This is a genomic window from Pseudomonas sp. UME65 (genome assembly GCF_014170225.1).
Taxonomy (GTDB): domain Bacteria; phylum Pseudomonadota; class Gammaproteobacteria; order Pseudomonadales; family Pseudomonadaceae; genus Aquipseudomonas; species Aquipseudomonas protegens.
Map to the genome: position 1 here is coordinate 379678 of NZ_LZZQ01000016.1, position 16083 is coordinate 395760.

Annotated in this window: 12 protein-coding genes and 1 riboswitch; of the genes, 6 read left to right on the top strand and 6 right to left on the bottom strand. The window is 64.0% G+C overall.

The features are described 5' to 3' along the window. Nucleotides 1-36: 36 nt before the first annotated feature. Nucleotides 37-573: a hypothetical protein gene (locus A9971_RS26900; protein ID WP_011061248.1), complete on the top strand. Its 537-nt coding sequence runs from the start codon at nt 37-39 to the stop codon at nt 571-573. 115 nt (nt 574-688) lie between these two features. Here the strand turns inward: A9971_RS26900 and A9971_RS26905 are convergent, their stop codons facing one another. The 4 genes from A9971_RS26905 to A9971_RS26920 all read right to left on the bottom strand — a co-directional run bounded on the left by A9971_RS26905 (nt 689) and on the right by A9971_RS26920 (nt 4265). Further along, nucleotides 689-2689: a U32 family peptidase gene (locus A9971_RS26905; RefSeq protein WP_183000180.1), complete on the bottom strand. Its 2001-nt coding sequence runs from the start codon at nt 2687-2689 to the stop codon at nt 689-691. A 123-nt stretch (nt 2690-2812) separates the two neighbouring features. Continuing rightward, nucleotides 2813-3193, bottom strand: coding sequence for a RidA family protein (locus tag A9971_RS26910; protein ID WP_015635583.1), 381 nt, complete (start codon nt 3191-3193; stop codon nt 2813-2815). Between the two features lie 82 nt (nt 3194-3275). Then, the gene (locus A9971_RS26915; RefSeq protein ID WP_183000181.1) at nt 3276-3914 is read right to left on the bottom strand and encodes a GIY-YIG nuclease family protein; all 639 of its coding nucleotides are present in this window, start codon (nt 3912-3914) and stop codon (nt 3276-3278) included. A 105-nt stretch (nt 3915-4019) separates the two neighbouring features. Beyond that, on the bottom strand, nt 4020-4265 hold the full coding sequence (locus A9971_RS26920) for a hypothetical protein (protein ID WP_015635585.1): 246 nt from the start codon (nt 4263-4265) through the stop codon (nt 4020-4022). A gap of 218 nt (nt 4266-4483) precedes the next feature. Between A9971_RS26920 and A9971_RS26925 the strand changes: the two genes are divergently transcribed. Further along, a complete protein-coding gene (locus A9971_RS26925; RefSeq protein WP_015635586.1) occupies nt 4484-4825 on the top strand; it encodes a lipoprotein in 342 nt (113 codons plus the stop codon). A gap of 9 nt (nt 4826-4834) precedes the next feature. On the opposite strand, the gene A9971_RS26930 is transcribed toward A9971_RS26925, so the two are convergent. Beyond that, on the bottom strand, nt 4835-5134 hold the full coding sequence (locus tag A9971_RS26930) for a hypothetical protein (protein WP_015635587.1): 300 nt from the start codon (nt 5132-5134) through the stop codon (nt 4835-4837). A gap of 170 nt (nt 5135-5304) precedes the next feature. Next, nucleotides 5305-7455 (bottom strand): TonB-dependent siderophore receptor, encoded by a 2151-nt coding sequence (locus A9971_RS26935; RefSeq protein ID WP_183000182.1) that lies wholly within the window; start codon nt 7453-7455, stop codon nt 5305-5307. Nucleotides 7456-7564: 109 nt separating this feature from the next. After that, a riboswitch (cobalamin riboswitch) is annotated at nt 7565-7770 on the bottom strand. Nucleotides 7771-8132: 362 nt separating this feature from the next. Here A9971_RS26935 and A9971_RS26940 point away from each other — a divergent pair. The 4 genes from A9971_RS26940 to A9971_RS26955 all read left to right on the top strand — a co-directional run bounded on the left by A9971_RS26940 (nt 8133) and on the right by A9971_RS26955 (nt 16080). Further along, nucleotides 8133-9065, top strand: a complete 933-nt coding sequence (locus A9971_RS26940) for an NAD-dependent epimerase/dehydratase family protein (protein WP_183000183.1) — start codon at nt 8133-8135, stop codon at nt 9063-9065. A gap of 80 nt (nt 9066-9145) precedes the next feature. Further along, on the top strand, nt 9146-11956 hold the full coding sequence (locus A9971_RS26945) for a bifunctional glycoside hydrolase 114/ polysaccharide deacetylase family protein (protein WP_183000184.1): 2811 nt from the start codon (nt 9146-9148) through the stop codon (nt 11954-11956). Next, on the top strand, nt 11934-15530 hold the full coding sequence (locus tag A9971_RS26950) for a tetratricopeptide repeat protein (protein WP_183000185.1): 3597 nt from the start codon (nt 11934-11936) through the stop codon (nt 15528-15530). Before A9971_RS26945 ends, A9971_RS26950 begins: the two co-directional genes overlap by 23 nt. 28 nt (nt 15531-15558) lie before the next feature. Next, the gene (locus tag A9971_RS26955) at nt 15559-16080 is read left to right on the top strand and encodes a transporter (RefSeq protein WP_053151645.1); all 522 of its coding nucleotides are present in this window, start codon (nt 15559-15561) and stop codon (nt 16078-16080) included. Nucleotides 16081-16083: the final 3 nt, after the last annotated feature.

Here is a 16083-nt window from a genome sequence, read left to right on the forward strand (position 1 = left end):
AACGGGGGGCAAACCCGCTGAAGGGTTGATCACGACATGCCAAGAATTCTTACATCCCATGTGGACGAAGCCGAGCTCACCGAGCACAACGCCAAGATGTTCGGCTCGCCCAAGGAACGGCTGGACTTCTATCGCCGGGAGATCCAATACGAAACCAGCATCCTGGCCAACCGCACCGATGCCTACCTGACGGCCCAGGCATTCCTGGTAATCGCCTTCGCTTCGTGCATGGCCAACCTCAATCCGGAATGGGGCAAGCTGTTTACCCTGTCCGTGCCGCCCTTCCTGGCGTTGCTGGGGATCCTCAGCTCTCTCAATGCCTGGCCTGGCATCAGGGCCGCCTACGAGATCATCGATCACTGGCATTTCAAGCAGAGTCACCTGCTGCACAGCGAACCGGTGATGGGCCTGGCCTATGACGAATCGCCGCTGTTCTGCGAAAGCGAGTCGAGCCACAAGGGCTATCGCAAGTCTTTGCTGTTTTCCATGCGTTCGCCCTGGTTGTTCGCGGCGTTCTGGCTGCTGCTGGGGATTTGGGCGGTGTATATCCAGGTGACCAATCCGGGCTCCTGAGGGCGCAGGCTCGCTGCCTGCGCTGCGGGACACAACGCTACCGGCCTATGGGCGCCAGCTGGCCGGTGTGCCGCGCAAGCGAACGCGGCACCTGGGTGCCACGCTCGCCGGTCACTCAGTGCGGAGCGCGGGGAATGGTCTTGAGCAGGTCTTCGGGGCTGATATGGCCGACCACGGCCTCGGCGGCGCTGCCCGGTAGCGGCAGGTCGAGGATATGACCCTTGATCTTGCCCACCACATGCATTTCGCACGGCTTGCAGTCGAATTTCAGGGTCAGCACTTCATCGCCGTGTACCAGTTGCATCGGTGCCACCTTGGTGCGCACGCCAGTCACGCCCTTGGCCTGCTTGGGGCACAGGTTGAAGGAGAAGCGCAGGCAGTGCTTGGTGATCATCACCGGCACGTCGCCGTGCTCTTCATGGGCCTCGAAGGCCGCGTCGATCAGTTGCACCCCGTGACGGTGGTAGAAATCCCGGGCCTTCTGGTTGTAGACGTTGGCCAGGAATGACAGGTGCGATTCCGGGTAGACCGGCGGCGGGCTGCTTTCGGCCTTGCGCGAGCCCCGTGGGTGGGCATCGATGCGTGCGGCGTCCAGGGCTTCGATGACTTCCCGGCGCAGGGCCTTGAGCTGGGAGTTGGGGATGAAGTAAGCCTGGGGCGCGTCCAGCTTGATGCTGGTGGCGTGGTAATGGGTGGTGCCCAGCTGGCCCAGCAGATCCTGCAGTTGCCCCAGGGCCTGTTCCGGCTTGTTGGCCACGCCGAACGGGCCATCCAGGGCGACGCTGGCGCTGATGCCTTCCTCGCTGGTGGCGGTCAGTTCCAGCCGTGCTTCGCTCAGGCGTGCCAGCCAGGACAGGCCGATGCGCCGCTCGGCGGAAGTGCGGGTCAAGGCTTGCTGCCAGTTGTGGTCGAGGTTGCGGCTCAGGGGGTGGTTGGGCCGCAGACGGCTCAGGGCTTCGGGCATCTCGTTGGGTTCGACCCGATAGCGGTAGCGTTTCTCGCCATCTTCTTCGAACTCGCCACGGGCCTCGGCGATGTTGGCGCGGAAACCCACCACCTCACGCTTGACCAGCAGGTTCAGGCCATCGCCATTGGACAACGGCTCGAAGGTCACCACCTGCAGGTCGCGCTTGCCGACCTTTTCCACGGTGCCTACCGGCAGCCCGGTGAAAGTCGGCGAGTCGAAGGCGCCGATGTCGATCTTGCGCTCGCTGACAAAGTAGTCGGTGCTGCCGCGGTGGAACGTCTTGTCCGGGTCGGGCACGAAGAAATGCGCGGTACGGCCGCTGGAGGCGCGAGCCAGGTCGGGGCGATCTTCCAGAACCGCGTCCAGGCGCTGGCGGTAGTAGGCCGTGATGTTCTTCACATAGGCCATGTCCTTGTAGCGCCCCTCGATCTTGAACGAGCGCACGCCGGCTTCCACCAGGGCGCGGATGTTGGCGCTCTGGTTGTTGTCCTTCATCGACAGCAGGTGCTTTTCATAGGCGATCACGCCGCCGTGCTCGTCTTTGAGGGTGTAGGGCAGGCGGCAGGCCTGGGAGCAGTCGCCACGGTTGGCGCTGCGGCCGGTCTGGGCATGGGAAATGTTGCATTGGCCGGAGAAGGCCACGCACAAAGCGCCGTGAATGAAGAACTCGATGGCGGCATCGGTTTCGGCGGCGATGGCACTGATTTCCTTGAGGTTCAGCTCGCGGGCCAGGACCAGCTGGGAGAAACCGGCCTGGTCGAGGAACTTCGCCCGCTCCAGGGTGCGGATGTCGGTCTGGGTGCTGGCGTGCAGCTCGATGGGCGGAATATCCAGCTCCATCACCCCCAGGTCCTGGACGATCAGCGCATCGACCCCCGCGTCATACAGCTGGTGGATCAGCTTGCGCGCCGGTTCCAGCTCGTTGTCGTGGAGGATGGTGTTGAGGGTGGTGAACACCCGGGCGTGATAGCGGCGGGCGAACTCCACCAACTGGGCGATCTCGCCCACCTCGTTGCTGGCGTTGTGGCGGGCGCCGAAGCTCGGGCCGCCGATGTACACCGCATCGGCGCCATGCAGGATGGCTTCGCGGGCGATGCTCACATCGCGGGCAGGGCTGAGCAGTTCCAGGTGATGTTTGGGCAAGGACATGTTTTTTTAGTCAGGCTTATCAGGGTCAAGGCGCGCATTGTAGCGGCGAAACGCTTGCCCGGCACCCGTGTGCTGCCAGGTGGCGGCCACGCCTTGCGCGTGGCCGCCGATTGAAGCGCTGCCTCAGGCCTTTGCGGCCATTGCCGTGACTTCCACGCGCATGCCTTCCACCGCCAGGGCGGCCACGCCCACCGCGGCACGTACCGGCCAGGGCTTGGCGAAGAAACGCTGGTAGACCGCATTGAATGCCGCACGATCGGCCATGTCGGTGAGGTAGATGGTCAGGTGCATGACCCGGTCCATGGAACTGCCGGCGCGCTCCAGGGCCACTTTCAGCGCCTGCAGCGTGCATTCGCTCTGCAGGGTGATGTCCCCCAGTTCCAGGCTGCCGTCGGCGCGGGTGGGGATCTGGGTGGAGACCAGGATGCCGTTGAAACCGACCACGTCGGAGGAGATGGAATCGGCGTCCGGGTCGGGGGTGAAGCTCAGGTCTTGGTTGGCCATGGGGGTCTCTTGATTTGTGTAAGGGCGCAGCGGTCGCACTCGCTACGGTTGGTCGGAAAGATCAGTCAGGCGACAGTTCAATTTAAGACTCATGCCTTTGCGCTATGTCCATGCAGGCTTCATGAGTGAACAGGTCTGTGCAATGAATCATTGAGTACTCATCGAGTTGATGCACAAAGAGGCGAGCATTGTCCATTGGACTTCTCGAGGCCGGGAACATTTCGCTTGTCGAGCCGTCGATGAAGCTCAGGTCTCTTCGCTCAATGATTTCGTCCTTCAAACCGGAATGGCGATAACGCACCGACTCCAGATAAACAACACCGTCGCTATGAGTAAGTTTAATCGAGTGGAAGTCCGGCTTCAGGTAGTCCGGGTACTTCTTCTTCAAGTCAGGGAGTATTTCCACACCACAATTTGTCCCGATCCGAGGCACGAGATATCCGACGGATTCCTCCATTAATCCACGTATCGCTTGCCTGACTGGAATTTCAAAAAACTCGCGATTCGGTTGATAGCGAAAAGAGTCAAAACGCGTGTGCATCCGTTTTTCAACAGTTTTGCAGTCAGTCACAAGCTCGTCGTAAACGGTAATGAAATCAGTCGGCAACCCCGTACTTCGTAGATCTTTGGCCCGCTCATCAGACGTTCTCTCGGTTAATCCGATTTTGACTAATCCAGGCATGGCCGGGTTGATCATGATGTAAACAAATCCACTACTCATAAAGACGAGGCTCCAAATTGAAGTAGAAATGGCAGGGGGCCGATGACGCCTGGAGCGACTCGGTAATGGCTGTATTCGCCGATGTCATCCTTGAGTGTCTTTACGTCACTGCGAGTGGTTGAGCCATGTCTCCAGCACCCGCCGGTCCAGCTCTTCCCAGTCGGCCATGCCCAGAACCCGGGTGGTGTTCAGGCCACGCAGGTAGCCACGCAATTGATAGGCGGCGATCCGCAGGCTTTGCGGGTCGGCGCTGCTGTCACCCAGCACCTGTTCGTACTCCACCAGGTAGTCCGCCACCCGCTCACGGAATTCCGGGAGGACGGCGTCGCGAATCAAGTCAAAGGTGCGCATGGGGAATTCCTTTTTTTAGTTGTAGTCGGGCTGCCAGGCAGTCTGCCCGGGGGGCAACTATCGGTTCAAGTAATAGTGACAATCAAGCAACGCAAGTTCTGCTTTGGGCGCCAACCATGGACAATCGCCCCCGACCCACAACCATGACCGCAACGGCAGCGCCCGTGACGCTGAACCGTTGCGCACCGAACCAGGCTGTACATTTTCAGGACTTACCGATGCGCCCTCTATTTGCTCCCGCCATGACCCTGGCCACCTTGCTGCTGGCCGGTTGCGCCACCGCGCCCAACGACCCGACCCTGGTCATGCAGACCCGGAAAACCCCGGCCGAATATGCCGAGTGCGTGGTGCCCAAGCTGCAAGGCAACGCCCAGAGCCCGACGGTTTCCCAGACCCAGCGCGGTTTTCGCATTGTCGTTGCCAGCAAGGTGGCGGCAGACAACGTACTGGAAGCCTACAAGGCGCCCAATGGCGGCAAGGTGTTCCTCTACGAGCGGCACTTGCTGGCCTCCAGCTTCGCCCCGTCGAGCTTCGAACGCGCGGCCCAGGAATGCCTGTAGCCAGCCGTGTTAAACCGCCTCTTTCAGTAACTTCTCGATCTGCGCCAGCTCCCAGGTACTGAGCAGGCTCACCGGGTCGGTGCCGAAGCGTTGCCGCGTATCGAGCTGCCAGACATCGCCTTCGGCGCTGCGGCAGCTCTGGCAGTGATGCAGATGCCGGCCATCGAAATCCAGCAGCAACTGCCAACCCTCGATATCCACCTGCACCTGGCCAGCGCCCGAATGGCTGGCGCCGGGCCGTAGAGGGTAAACGCCAAGGGCGGCATCGCGCAGGCGCTGGCAGACATCTCGGGCATTCAGGCAGGGCATGGGGCTCTCGCGGGCAGTGCAGGGACAAAGGCGCTCAGGATATCCATCGACTGCGTGGGTGCAAGTGTCGATTGGTCGCTGTCCGACGCTGGCCCGGGCCAGTGGCTGGCGAACTCACTGCACGCCTGAAATGGCGCCGCAAAGCCCAGGGCCTTGCGGCAACCCCTCGATCAGAAGCTGTAGTCGGCGGTGACGAACAACGAGCGCGGTTCACCCATCAGCCATTGCTGGCCGCTGTTCTGTTGCGCCGCGGCATAACGCCGGTCCAGCAGGTTGTTCACCTGCAGGCCCAGGCGCACATCGGGCAGGGCCTGCCAGCCGAGGTTGGCATCCAGCACCGTGTAGCCGGGTACATCGACGCTATTGGCGGTGTTGGCATAACGCGCATCGACGTAGCGCAGGCCCATGCCGGCTTCCAGGCTCGGAGCCAGGGCCTTGTTCAGCCACAGGTTGGCGGTGCGTCGCGGCACGTTGGTGGGGCGATTGCCGGCCCGGGACACCGCTTTGCCAGAGACCACCTCATCGAAGTCGTCGTACTCGGCGCGCACCAACGAGGCGTTGGCCGAGACTTGCCAGCCGTGATCCAGGGCCAGCTCCAGCGAGGTTTCCAGGCCGTCGGCGGATTGCTGGCCGACCTGCTGCGCCAGGCGGGTTACCGGATCGGTGGTCAAGAGCTTTTTCTTGACGATGTGGTAGGCCGCCAGGGTCCATTCGCCACGGCCGTTCCAGAACTGCTGCTTGAGCCCGAACTCGGTCTGCTTGGCTTCGGTCAGGTCCATCTGCAACTGGCTCGGGTTGAGGCTGATCAGGTTGCTGACCCCGTCTTCACTGGTGGAGTACTGGCCGTACAGCGACAGTTGATCGGTGACCGCGAACACCAGGCCGGCGCGCCAGTTGCCGCCGGTGAGGCTGCGATCGGTGCGGGTGCCGGCGCGCAGATCACTGCGATCGATATGGTTCTGGTCGCGGCGGATGCCGGTCACCAGCGACCAGCGCTCCGACAGTTGCAGGCGGTTTTCCGCAAACAGGGCGAAAGTGCGGGTGCTGCTGTCGGTCTGGGGCGAGAAGGGCGAGCGGCTCTGGAAGTAGCCCGGTGCCGGGTTCCACGGGTCGATATAGTCGCTACCGATATCCTTGTAGGGCGAGTTGTTGGCCACGCCGAAGCGAATCCTGTTGTACTCCAGGCCGACCACGGTCCTGCTGTCCAGGCCGAACAGCGAGTGGTTGAAGGTGAAGCTCTGGCGATCGCCGATCTGCTCTTGATTGTGCTTGATCTCCAGGTAGTCGCCGCGCAGCAACTGCTCCCGGGAGCTGACCCAGTTGTAGGCTTCGGCGTTGCGCCAGTGGCGGCGGCTCTTGATGTAGTAGAGCTGGTTGCTGGCGCTGAGGTTGTCGCTCAGGGTCCAGTCGGTGTTGAGCCGGGTCCATTCGTCGTTGTAGCGCTGCACGGCGTTGCGCAGGTTGTAGTTCTTGGCCCGCAGGCTGTCGCGGTATTGGCCGGCAATCAGCGGCGTGCCGAAATAGCTGGCGGGTTCGCTTTCACCGCGTTCATGGGCCAGGGTGAAACCGAGGTCGTCGGTGGCTTGCCAGCGTAGCGCCGCGCTGAGTGCCAGGCTGCGTGACTGGCCCTGGTCGACCCAGCCATTGCTCTGCTGCTGGTTCAGGGTCAGGCGGTAGCTCAGGGTGTCGGTCAGCGAGCCGCCGCTGTCCAGGCCCAGTTGCTGGCGATCATGGGAGCCATAGCCCAGGCGCAGGCGGTTGTGGATCTCACCGTCGAAGGGCTTCTTGGCAATCACGTTGATCACCGCGCCGGTGGCGCCTTCCCCGTACAGCACCGAGGCCGGGCCGCGGATCACGTCGATGCGCTCGACCATCCACGGGTCCACCGGGAAGGTCTGGCTGCCGGCGCCGGTGTACAGGCGCGCGCCGTCGAACAGGGTCATCACCGAGGAGTGCCCGGTAAAGCCGCGGGCCGACAGTGCGGTATTGCCGTTGCCCGGGGTGGCGATGCTGGTGATGCCGGGGGAGCGGGTGACGGCATCCTGCACCGTGAGGTTGTTGCGGTTGCTGATGGCGTCGTTGCCCAGGCTGCTGGTGCTGGCCGGAGTCTCCAGGGCCGTGAGGTTCAGCCGCGAGCCGGCGGGCAGGGGCGTGTCCAGAGAGGTTTGCGGGGCGCTGGAGACTCCGCTCACTTGGGCCTCGGGCAAGACCAGGAAGGTTTTCTGTTCAGCCTGTGCCAGGGCCGGGTAGGCCATGCAAGGCAGGAGGGTGAAACACAGCGAGGGGCTCGCCAGGTGTTGCAGCAAGGAGGTGCGGGACATGCGATTCCTACTACTTGTAAGGAATGAATGAATCCCGGAGGGAACAACGCATAGGGAATCGCGGGCAGCCGCGCCCACGAAAACCGGACTGCGCCCGCCCACCGCGGGGTTGTCAAACGAAGTTGCAGGCCGGTCTCCGGGCTTGCGAGGGTCATGAGGCATTCACCTTCCCATGCCTTGGCACAGTGGTCTGTCGAATGCTTCGCTCGCTTACCGTTGCGGGGGCAGCGCCGGACTGATCATCGAAATGACGCACCGGCTTCCCGTTTAACCCCATGCACGGCGGCATGGGACACCTGAAACTGGCGCGCATATGAGCACTGCCGAGCCCTTGCGTCAATGGCATGTGGCCAGCTACGGCGGCGGTTTCAGCGCTTTATGCCAGGCAAGTCAATATATTGACCTATTTTTCCTGGCGCTTAAATAATCAACAAATATCGACGCATTATTGACGATTTTGCTTTTCTGACCCAGTATGTCGGCGCTGAGCGATTGATTATCTTGAGTTTTTTTTGACGCCAAAGCGCTGAACTCTGCTCCGAAAATAGGCGAAACAGCCTATGGCGCAGAGCAGCCACTAAAAACATGACGGCCAGGATGGCAAGTAGCCAGGGCTGATCCGTTGGCTGTGCTAGCTTCAGACGGCGTAGCCGCGATATTTCTCTTTGGAATGATCTATGTCTGCCGAACGGATACTGGTTACTGGGGGTGCTGGTTTTATCGGTTCTCACCTCGTGGATGCACTGCTGGCCAAGGGTTATGCGGTGCGGGTTCTGGATGACCTTTCCACGGGCAAGGTCGGCAATCTGCCCATGGGCGATGCTGGCCTGGAACTGCTGGTGGGGGATGCCGCCGATGCGGCACTCCTGGCGGATGCCGTTCAGGGCTGCGATGCCGTGGTGCATCTGGCTGCTGTGGCGTCGGTCCAGGCTTCGGTCGAAGACCCGGTGGCCACCCACCAGAGCAATTTCATCGCCACCCTGCGCCTCTGCGAGGCGATGACCGCGGCCGGTATCTGCCGCGTGGTGTTCGCCTCCAGTGCGGCGGTCTATGGCAATAACGGCGAGGGCACGCCGATTGCCGAAGACACCCCCAAATCTCCCCTCACGCCCTACGCGGCGGACAAGCTCGCCAGCGAGTACTACCTGGACTTCTACCGCCGCCAGCATGGGCTGGAACCGGTGATCCTGCGCTTTTTCAATATCTTCGGCCCGCGCCAGGACCCTTCATCGCCGTATTCCGGGGTGATCAGCATTTTCAGCGAGCGTGCCAAGGCCGGGCGGCCCATCACCCTGTTCGGCGATGGCGGGCAGACCCGCGACTTCGTCTATGTCGCGGACCTGGTGAAGATCCTGGTGCAGGGCCTGGAATGCCCCGCGCCGGCAGCCGATGCCACCAATGTCGGGCTCGGCGGGGTGACCACCCTCAACGATCTGATTGGCGCCCTGCAACAGATCAGCGGCAAGCCGCTGCAGGTGAGCCACGGCGCGACCCGCTCCGGGGATATCCGCCATTCCAAGGCCGACAACCGCCGCTTGCGCGAGCGCTTCGACCTGGGCACGCCCAGCAGCCTGGCCGAGGGCCTGGAACGGCTTTACCGCAGCCTTTAGTTCGTTGCCTTAGGGGCGCCCGCCCTGGCGGCTGCCCTAGAGCCTGATGTTGTGCAGATTGATCTACTGAAGAGTGAGTTATGGATATCGAGTTTCGCAGGGGGCATGTCTGCAAAGTGGTTCGACGCCTGTTTACCGCATTGGCCTTGTGTGCCACCAACACCCTGGTGCAGGCCGCACCCGCGGCGCCCGCCAGTGTCGGGTTCTGGTACGCCGAGCAGCCACCCTTGCAGGAGCTGGCGCAGTTCGAATGGGCAGTGGTCGAGCCCGGCCATATGGCCAGCGCCGATGTCGCCACCTTGCGCAAGCTCGGCAGCCAGCCGTTCGCCTACCTGTCGGTAGGGGAGTTCGACGGCAACCGCGCTGCCCTGGCCAAGCAGGCCCTGGCCCAGGGCGCGAGCCCCGTGCGCAACAAGGCCTGGGACAGCCAGGTGATGGACATCGCCACCCCGGCCTGGCGCGAACACCTGTTCAAGCGTGCCAAGGCGCTGCAGGACCAGGGCTACGCCGGCCTGTTCCTGGACACCCTGGACAGTTTCCAGTTGCTCCCCGAGGCCGATCGCGAACCGCAACGCAAGGCCCTGGCCTCGTTCCTGCGGGAACTGCACAGCCGGCTGCCCAACCTCAAGCTGTTCTTCAACCGGGGCTTCGAGGTACTGGGCGAGCTCGATGGCGTCGCCTCGGCCGTGGCGGTGGAATCCATCCACGCCGGCTGGGATGCCTCGGCCAAGCGTTACCGCCCGGTTTCCGAAGCCGACCGCACCTGGCTTGAAGGCGAACTCAAGCCGCTGCGCGCACGCAACATCCCGCTGGTGGCCATCGATTACCTGCCGGCCAACCGTCGGGAAGAGGCACGCAAGCTGGTCCGGCAATTGAGCCAGGAAGGCTTTATACCGGTGGTCACCACCCCGGACCTCAACGCCCTGAGCATGAGCACGGTGGAAGTCCAGCCGCGGCGCATCGCCATGCTCTATGACCCGCGCGAAGGGGAACTCTACGATCACGCCGGGCACCGCATGCTCGGTGGCCTGCTGGAATACCTGGGTTACCGGGTGGACTACTTCCCGGTGGACGATAGCCTGCCTGCCTACAGCTTCGCCGGCCTTTACGCCGGGGTGGTGCTGTGGATGACCAGCGGCCCGCCCGAGGACAGCCGTGCCTTCTATAGCTGGGTCGGCCAGCGCCTGGATGAGCAGGTGCCCCTGGCGATCATGGCCGGCCTGCCGATCGAGGACCGGGCGCTGCTCAAGCGCCTGGGGCTGAACCTGGCGGCGCCGGGGGCTCGCGATGCCCTGCATGTGCTGAGCCAGGACAAGAGCCTGATCGGCGCCTTCGAGGCTCCGGTGGTGGCGCGCAGCCGCGAACTGACCCGCGTGAGCCTGCTGCCCGACGGGCCGAAACCAGCCCTGGTGCTGGGCGATGACAAGGGCGGCAAGTACGTCCCGGTGGCCACCGCCGCCTGGGGCGGCATGGCCCTGGCCCCCTATGTGGTGGAGGCCAATGTGGAGCGCAGCCGCTGGATCCTCGACCCGTTCGCCTTTATCCAGAAGGCCCTGCGCCTGCCGTCCCAGCCACGCCCGGACACCACCACCGAGAACGGTCGGCGGATCGCCACGGTGCATATCGACGGTGACGGTTTCCCCTCCCATGCCGAAGTGCGTGGCACCCCGTATTCCGGGCGCCAGGTGCTGGACGACTACATTCGTCCCAACCCGTTCCTGACCTCGGTCTCGATCATCGAAGGCGAAGTCGGGCCCAAGGGCATGTCGCCGTTCCTGGCGCGGGAGCTTGAGCCCATCGCCCAGGAGATCTTCGCCGACCCCAAGGTCGAAGTGGCCACCCACACCTACAGCCACCCGTTCTACATGCAGCCGGAGAAGGCCAAGAAGGACGAGGATTTCCACGCCGAGTACGGCCTGCGCCTGAATATCCCGGGGTACAAGACCCTGGATTACAAGCGCGAGATCCTCGGCTCGCGGGACTACATCAACAGCCGCCTGACCACCGCGCAGAAACCGGTGAAGCTGGTCTTCTGGCCGGGGGATGCGCTGCCCAGCGCCGAGACCATCAAGCTGGCCTACGACGCCGGGCTGAAAAACGTCAACGGCGGGCAGACCATCCTGACCAAGGCCAACTCATCGCTCACCGGCCTGTACCCGCTGTTGCGGCCGACCTCGGGCGGCTTGCAGTACTACGCTCCGGTGATCAACGAGAACATGTACACCAACCTCTGGAAAGGCCCGTACTACGGCTTTCGCGATGTGATCGACACCTTCGAGCTGACCGACAGCCCACGGCGCCTGCGTGGCATCCACCTGTACTACCACTTCTATTCGGGCACCAAGCAGGCGTCGATCAAGGCCATGACCGACATCTACCAGTTCATGCGTGGCCAGCAGCCGCTGGCATTGTGGATGAGTGACTACCTGGACCGGGTCCACGGCCTGTACCAGGCAAGCCTGGCGCGGACCGCCAATGGCGACTGGCAGGTACGCGGCATGGACGGCCTGCGTACCTTGCGCCTGGACCCGGCGCTGGGTTGGCCGGACCTCGGCCGCTCGGTGGGGGTGGCCGGGGTGCGCGACTTGCCCCAGGGGCGCTATGTAGCCTTGAGCAGCGATCATGCGCTGTTGGCCCTGCGCCCCGAGCGCGATCCGCGCCCGGCACTGGAGCTGGCCAATATTCCCCTGCGCGACTGGCGCTATGTCAATGACCGGCAGGTGAGCTTCTCCTTTGCCGGCCAGTTCAACCTGGAATTCTCGGTGCGTTCGGCCAGCGCCTGTCGGGTCGAGGTCCAGGGCCAACGCTACGCCGGCAAGTCCGAACAGGGCCTGTGGCATTTCCAACTTCCCATGAAGCAGGTGAGTGATGCCCAACTCCTCTGCAACTAAGGCCAAGGCGCCCAGCGCGCGGCTGCTCAACCCCTGGGCCTTGCTGCTGGTGGCAATCGCCGTCGGCGTGCTGCTGTGGGCAACCTTTCGCAATGAAGAGGCGTTCCGCCCCAAGGGCGGGCAGCCGGACGAAGTGTCGGCCAGCTACGCCGAGGTGCTGCTGGCCGCACACCCGGAAAACAATGAGCTGCGCACCCAGCTGCTCGACCTGCTGATTCAGCTGGGGGACTACCCCAAGGCGGAAAAACACCTGGCCCAGTGGCAGCGGCCCGATCCGGCGCTCAAGGCCTACTACCGCTTGCAGCTCGATGCCCTGGCGCTGAACAACAGCACCGACAGCTCGGCCCTGCAGGCCCTGGCCGAACGTTTCAAGGCCTTTGACTACAAGCCGCTGCCATCGCCGCAACTGGAGCGCCTGGCCACTTTGGCCCTGAGCGCCCAGGCCCCGGGGCTGGCGGCGGATACCTATGCCGAGCTGGCGCGGCGCGACCCTACACGGCGCGAGCAGTGGCTGCCTGAAGCCGCCAAGTGGTACCAGGCCAGCGAACAGCCGGGGCGCGCGGCCGATCTCTATGTGCAGTTGCTCGATGCCAGCCAGACCCCCGAGGCGCGTCGGCAGTTTCTGCAACAGGCCTTCACCACCCTGGTGGCGGCCGATCGCGGCGATCAGGCAGTGGAGCTGCTGGCCCGAGAGCTGGCCGCACAGCCGGACGTGGAATTCGAGCCGGCGCTGCTGGACCGCGGCGTGGATGTGGCCGTGGCGCACAACCGCGTGGACCTGGCGGAACAGTTCTTCAGTGCCTGGCGCAAGGTGCAGCCCGACAGCCCGGAAATCCTCGCCAAGGAATTCAAGCAGCGCCTGGCCTTCGGTGACCTGGCCGGCGCCCATGCGGTGGGCCTGCAACTGCTCGAACAGCGGCCGGATGACCCGCAGTTGCTGGAGCAGATGGCCCATCTCGCCGAATGGCAGGGCGACTCCGCCGCCGCCCTGGGCTACTGGATCAGCCTGAGCACGCTAAGCAAGGACCCGGCGCAGTTCGAGCACACCTGGCGCCTGGCGATGCAGACCTACGACTTCGACCGGGGCATCCCACTGCTGGCGGGGATCATGGACAGCCGCGCCCTGACCAACGTCGAGCTCGATGCCCTGGTCTACGCGCAAGAGTCCAGGGGGACGCCCGAGGAGGCAGAAAAGTGGCTGCGCCGCTATGTCGCCAAATACCCGAAACAGCGTCTGGCCTGGGTGCGCCTGTTGCAGAACCTGGAAAACACCGAGCAGTACCCGCAGCGCCTGGTGGTCTGGAACCAGTTCGCCAAGCGCTATCCGCTCACCAGCACCGAACGTGTGGACTGGGCCAACAACCACCTCAAGCTGTTCGATAGCCAGGGGGCCTGGAAAGTCATCACCGCGGTGGATGGCAACAAGATCAAGGACTTCAACTACTGGCAGTCCCGCGCCGCCCTGGCCTGGGACCTGGAACTGGACGACGAGCTGCAGCTGGCGCTGGAGAAGATGCTGGCGATCAAGGGCTCGCTCAATACAGGCGACGAAAGCGAGCTGATTGCCCTGTATCGCACCCGCGATCCGCGCAAGGCCCTGCAATTGACCGTCGACAGCTGGCGCCAGGGCCACAGCCCGCAGCGCCTGGTGGCCGCCCTGCAACTGGCCCAGGAACTCCAGGACTGGCCTCTGGTGGTCGATTTGCTCAAGGAGGCCGAGCAGTACCCGGGGGCCAGCGACCAGTCCCAGGTGCTGGCCGCCCGCGCCGCGCTGGCGGTGCAGCAGGGCCAGACCGATCTGGCCCTGCGCCTGTATCAACAGGGCTTGAGCCGCTTCCCGGACGACAACACCTTCCGTGAGCGGCTGCTGTGGCTGTATGTCGATCTGGGCCGCACGGGCGAGATCAAGCCGCTGTTGCAGCAATGGCGCTCCCTGGCCCGCAGTGACAGCAGCCTGTGGCTGCCGTTCGCCGCCGCCAGCCAGTTGCTCGGGCGCAATACCGAGGCCCTGGCCTGGTATCGCCTGTACTTGCAGGCCAACCCCCGGGACTGGATGGTCCAGGCCGCCTATGCCGATGCCCTGGAGGGCGCCGGTTATGCCGACTCGGCCCAGCGCTTGCGCCTGCGGCTCGATCGCCAGGTCAGCCCGGAGCAGATCCGCGCCACGCCCCAGGGCTATGCCACCTGGCTGCGCCTGCTGGCCAGCAGCTATTCGTCACGCAAGGCGCAGAACAAGGCCATGCAATGGCAGGACGGCTCCAAGCCGATGCTGCAGCTGTGGTTCGATCAGTTCCTCGCGCGCCTGGATGACCTCAATCAGTCGGCGCAAAAGGATGAGTGGCTGGCCTGGGCCCGCAGCCGCGGCCTGAAGGTCAGCCGCTACGAGCAGATCCAGGAAGCCCTGCGCGGCAGCAATCGCCAGGCCCTGGAGCGCCTGGTGGCCAGCGGCGACCTGGACCCGGCGCAGCAGGTCGAGGCCTTGAACAGCCTGGGTCGCAGCGGCGAAGCGCTGGCGGTGGGCCTTTCGGCACTGGGTGACGAGCAACCGGCGGCGCTGCGCGAGCAACTACGCCGCCAGGCCATCGAGATGACGGAGCGCACGCCCCAGGGTATGCAAATCGCCTGGGAGCGCCAGGACTACGGCGGCCTGGTGTTCAACGGCCCGCGCCTGACCGCCGCGCGCTATCTGAACGACAACTGGTACGCCAAGCTGGTCCTGGAGCAGGGCCGCTACAGCGGCGATGTGCTGGATGAGTCGCGCCTGGGCAATGAGACCAACACCGAACTGACCTTGCAGCGCCAGCTGGAGAACGGCAACTACAAGCTGATCTTCGACAGCAGCCTGCGCAAGGACGATGACCGCAACGGCCTGGGTGCCAGCCGCACCTGGCAACTGGACAGCGGCAACGAGCTGGACGTCGGTGCCGACTGGCACCGCAAGAACGAGGACAGCGGATACATGCGCACCTTCGGCCAGCAGGATGATGTCTGGGTGGGCGGCCGGCATCGCTATTCGGCCCGTGACCAGTTGTCCTGGAACCTGGCCCAGCGCTGGTTCTCGACCCGCGGCGGCGATGACCTGGGCAGCGGCCAGGCGTTGAAGGTCGAGTTCGACCACACCTTGCAGTTCGAAGGGCCGAACTGGGAATTGCGCAGCGGTATCGACTACCAGCAGAACAGCCTGAACAACCGTTCGCTGCCCGACCTGGCCAATACCCTGGGCGGAGGCATCGATCTGGCCGGGGCCGATCTCGACAATCCGGAGCAGATCACCAGCCAGACCCTGCTGCAGAAGCGCTACGGCCAGCTGTTCTTCGGCAGTTCCTGGCGGCGCGGTTTCCCGGGGGCGCTGAACCGCACGCGGGGGCAATACACCTGGCTGGTGGATGTCAGCACCGGCTGGCAGTGGACCGACAACACCATCAACTACGCCATCAGTACCGGTGTCGGCACTGAGGTGATAGGGGATGACGAATTGGCAGTGACCCTTGGCTACCAGTCCGCGCCGCAAGGCGGGGCAGGCAAGTCCGGGGGCACTGCAGGTGTCAGCTACAGCGTGCGTTTCGGACGCTGATCATGGAATTCAAAGAGGAGTAAACCTTATGCAATCCATTCGTTGCGTGAGTCTGGCAATGGTCGCCTTGCTGATGGCCGGGTGCAGCAGCTTCACCGGGCAAAGCAGCCCCGAGTTGTCCAAGAGTGCGCGCTGGGGCGTGCTGCCGCTGGTCAACTATTCCCAGACACCCCAGGCCGGCGAGCGCAGTGAGCAGATTCTGCTCAGCGTGCTGAGCAGCCGCGGCCTGCAACCCCAGGTCTACACCGGTACGGCGGGGCAGGGCGAACAGGCCCTGCTCGACGACAACGAGCGTCTGGCCGGGGCCATGGACTGGGCCCGGGAGCAGAAGCTCGACTATGTGGTGTCCGGCAGCGTCGAGGAGTGGCAGTACAAGAACGGCCTGGATGGTGAACCGGCGGTGGGCATCAGCCTGCGGGTGGTCGAGGCCGGTACCGGCAAGGTGCTGTGGAGCAATAGCGGGGCCCGTGCCGGCTGGTCCCGGGAAAGCCTGGCCGGGGCCGCCCAGAAGGTGCTCGACAAACTTGTCGGTGACCTTCGGATCGAGTGACTG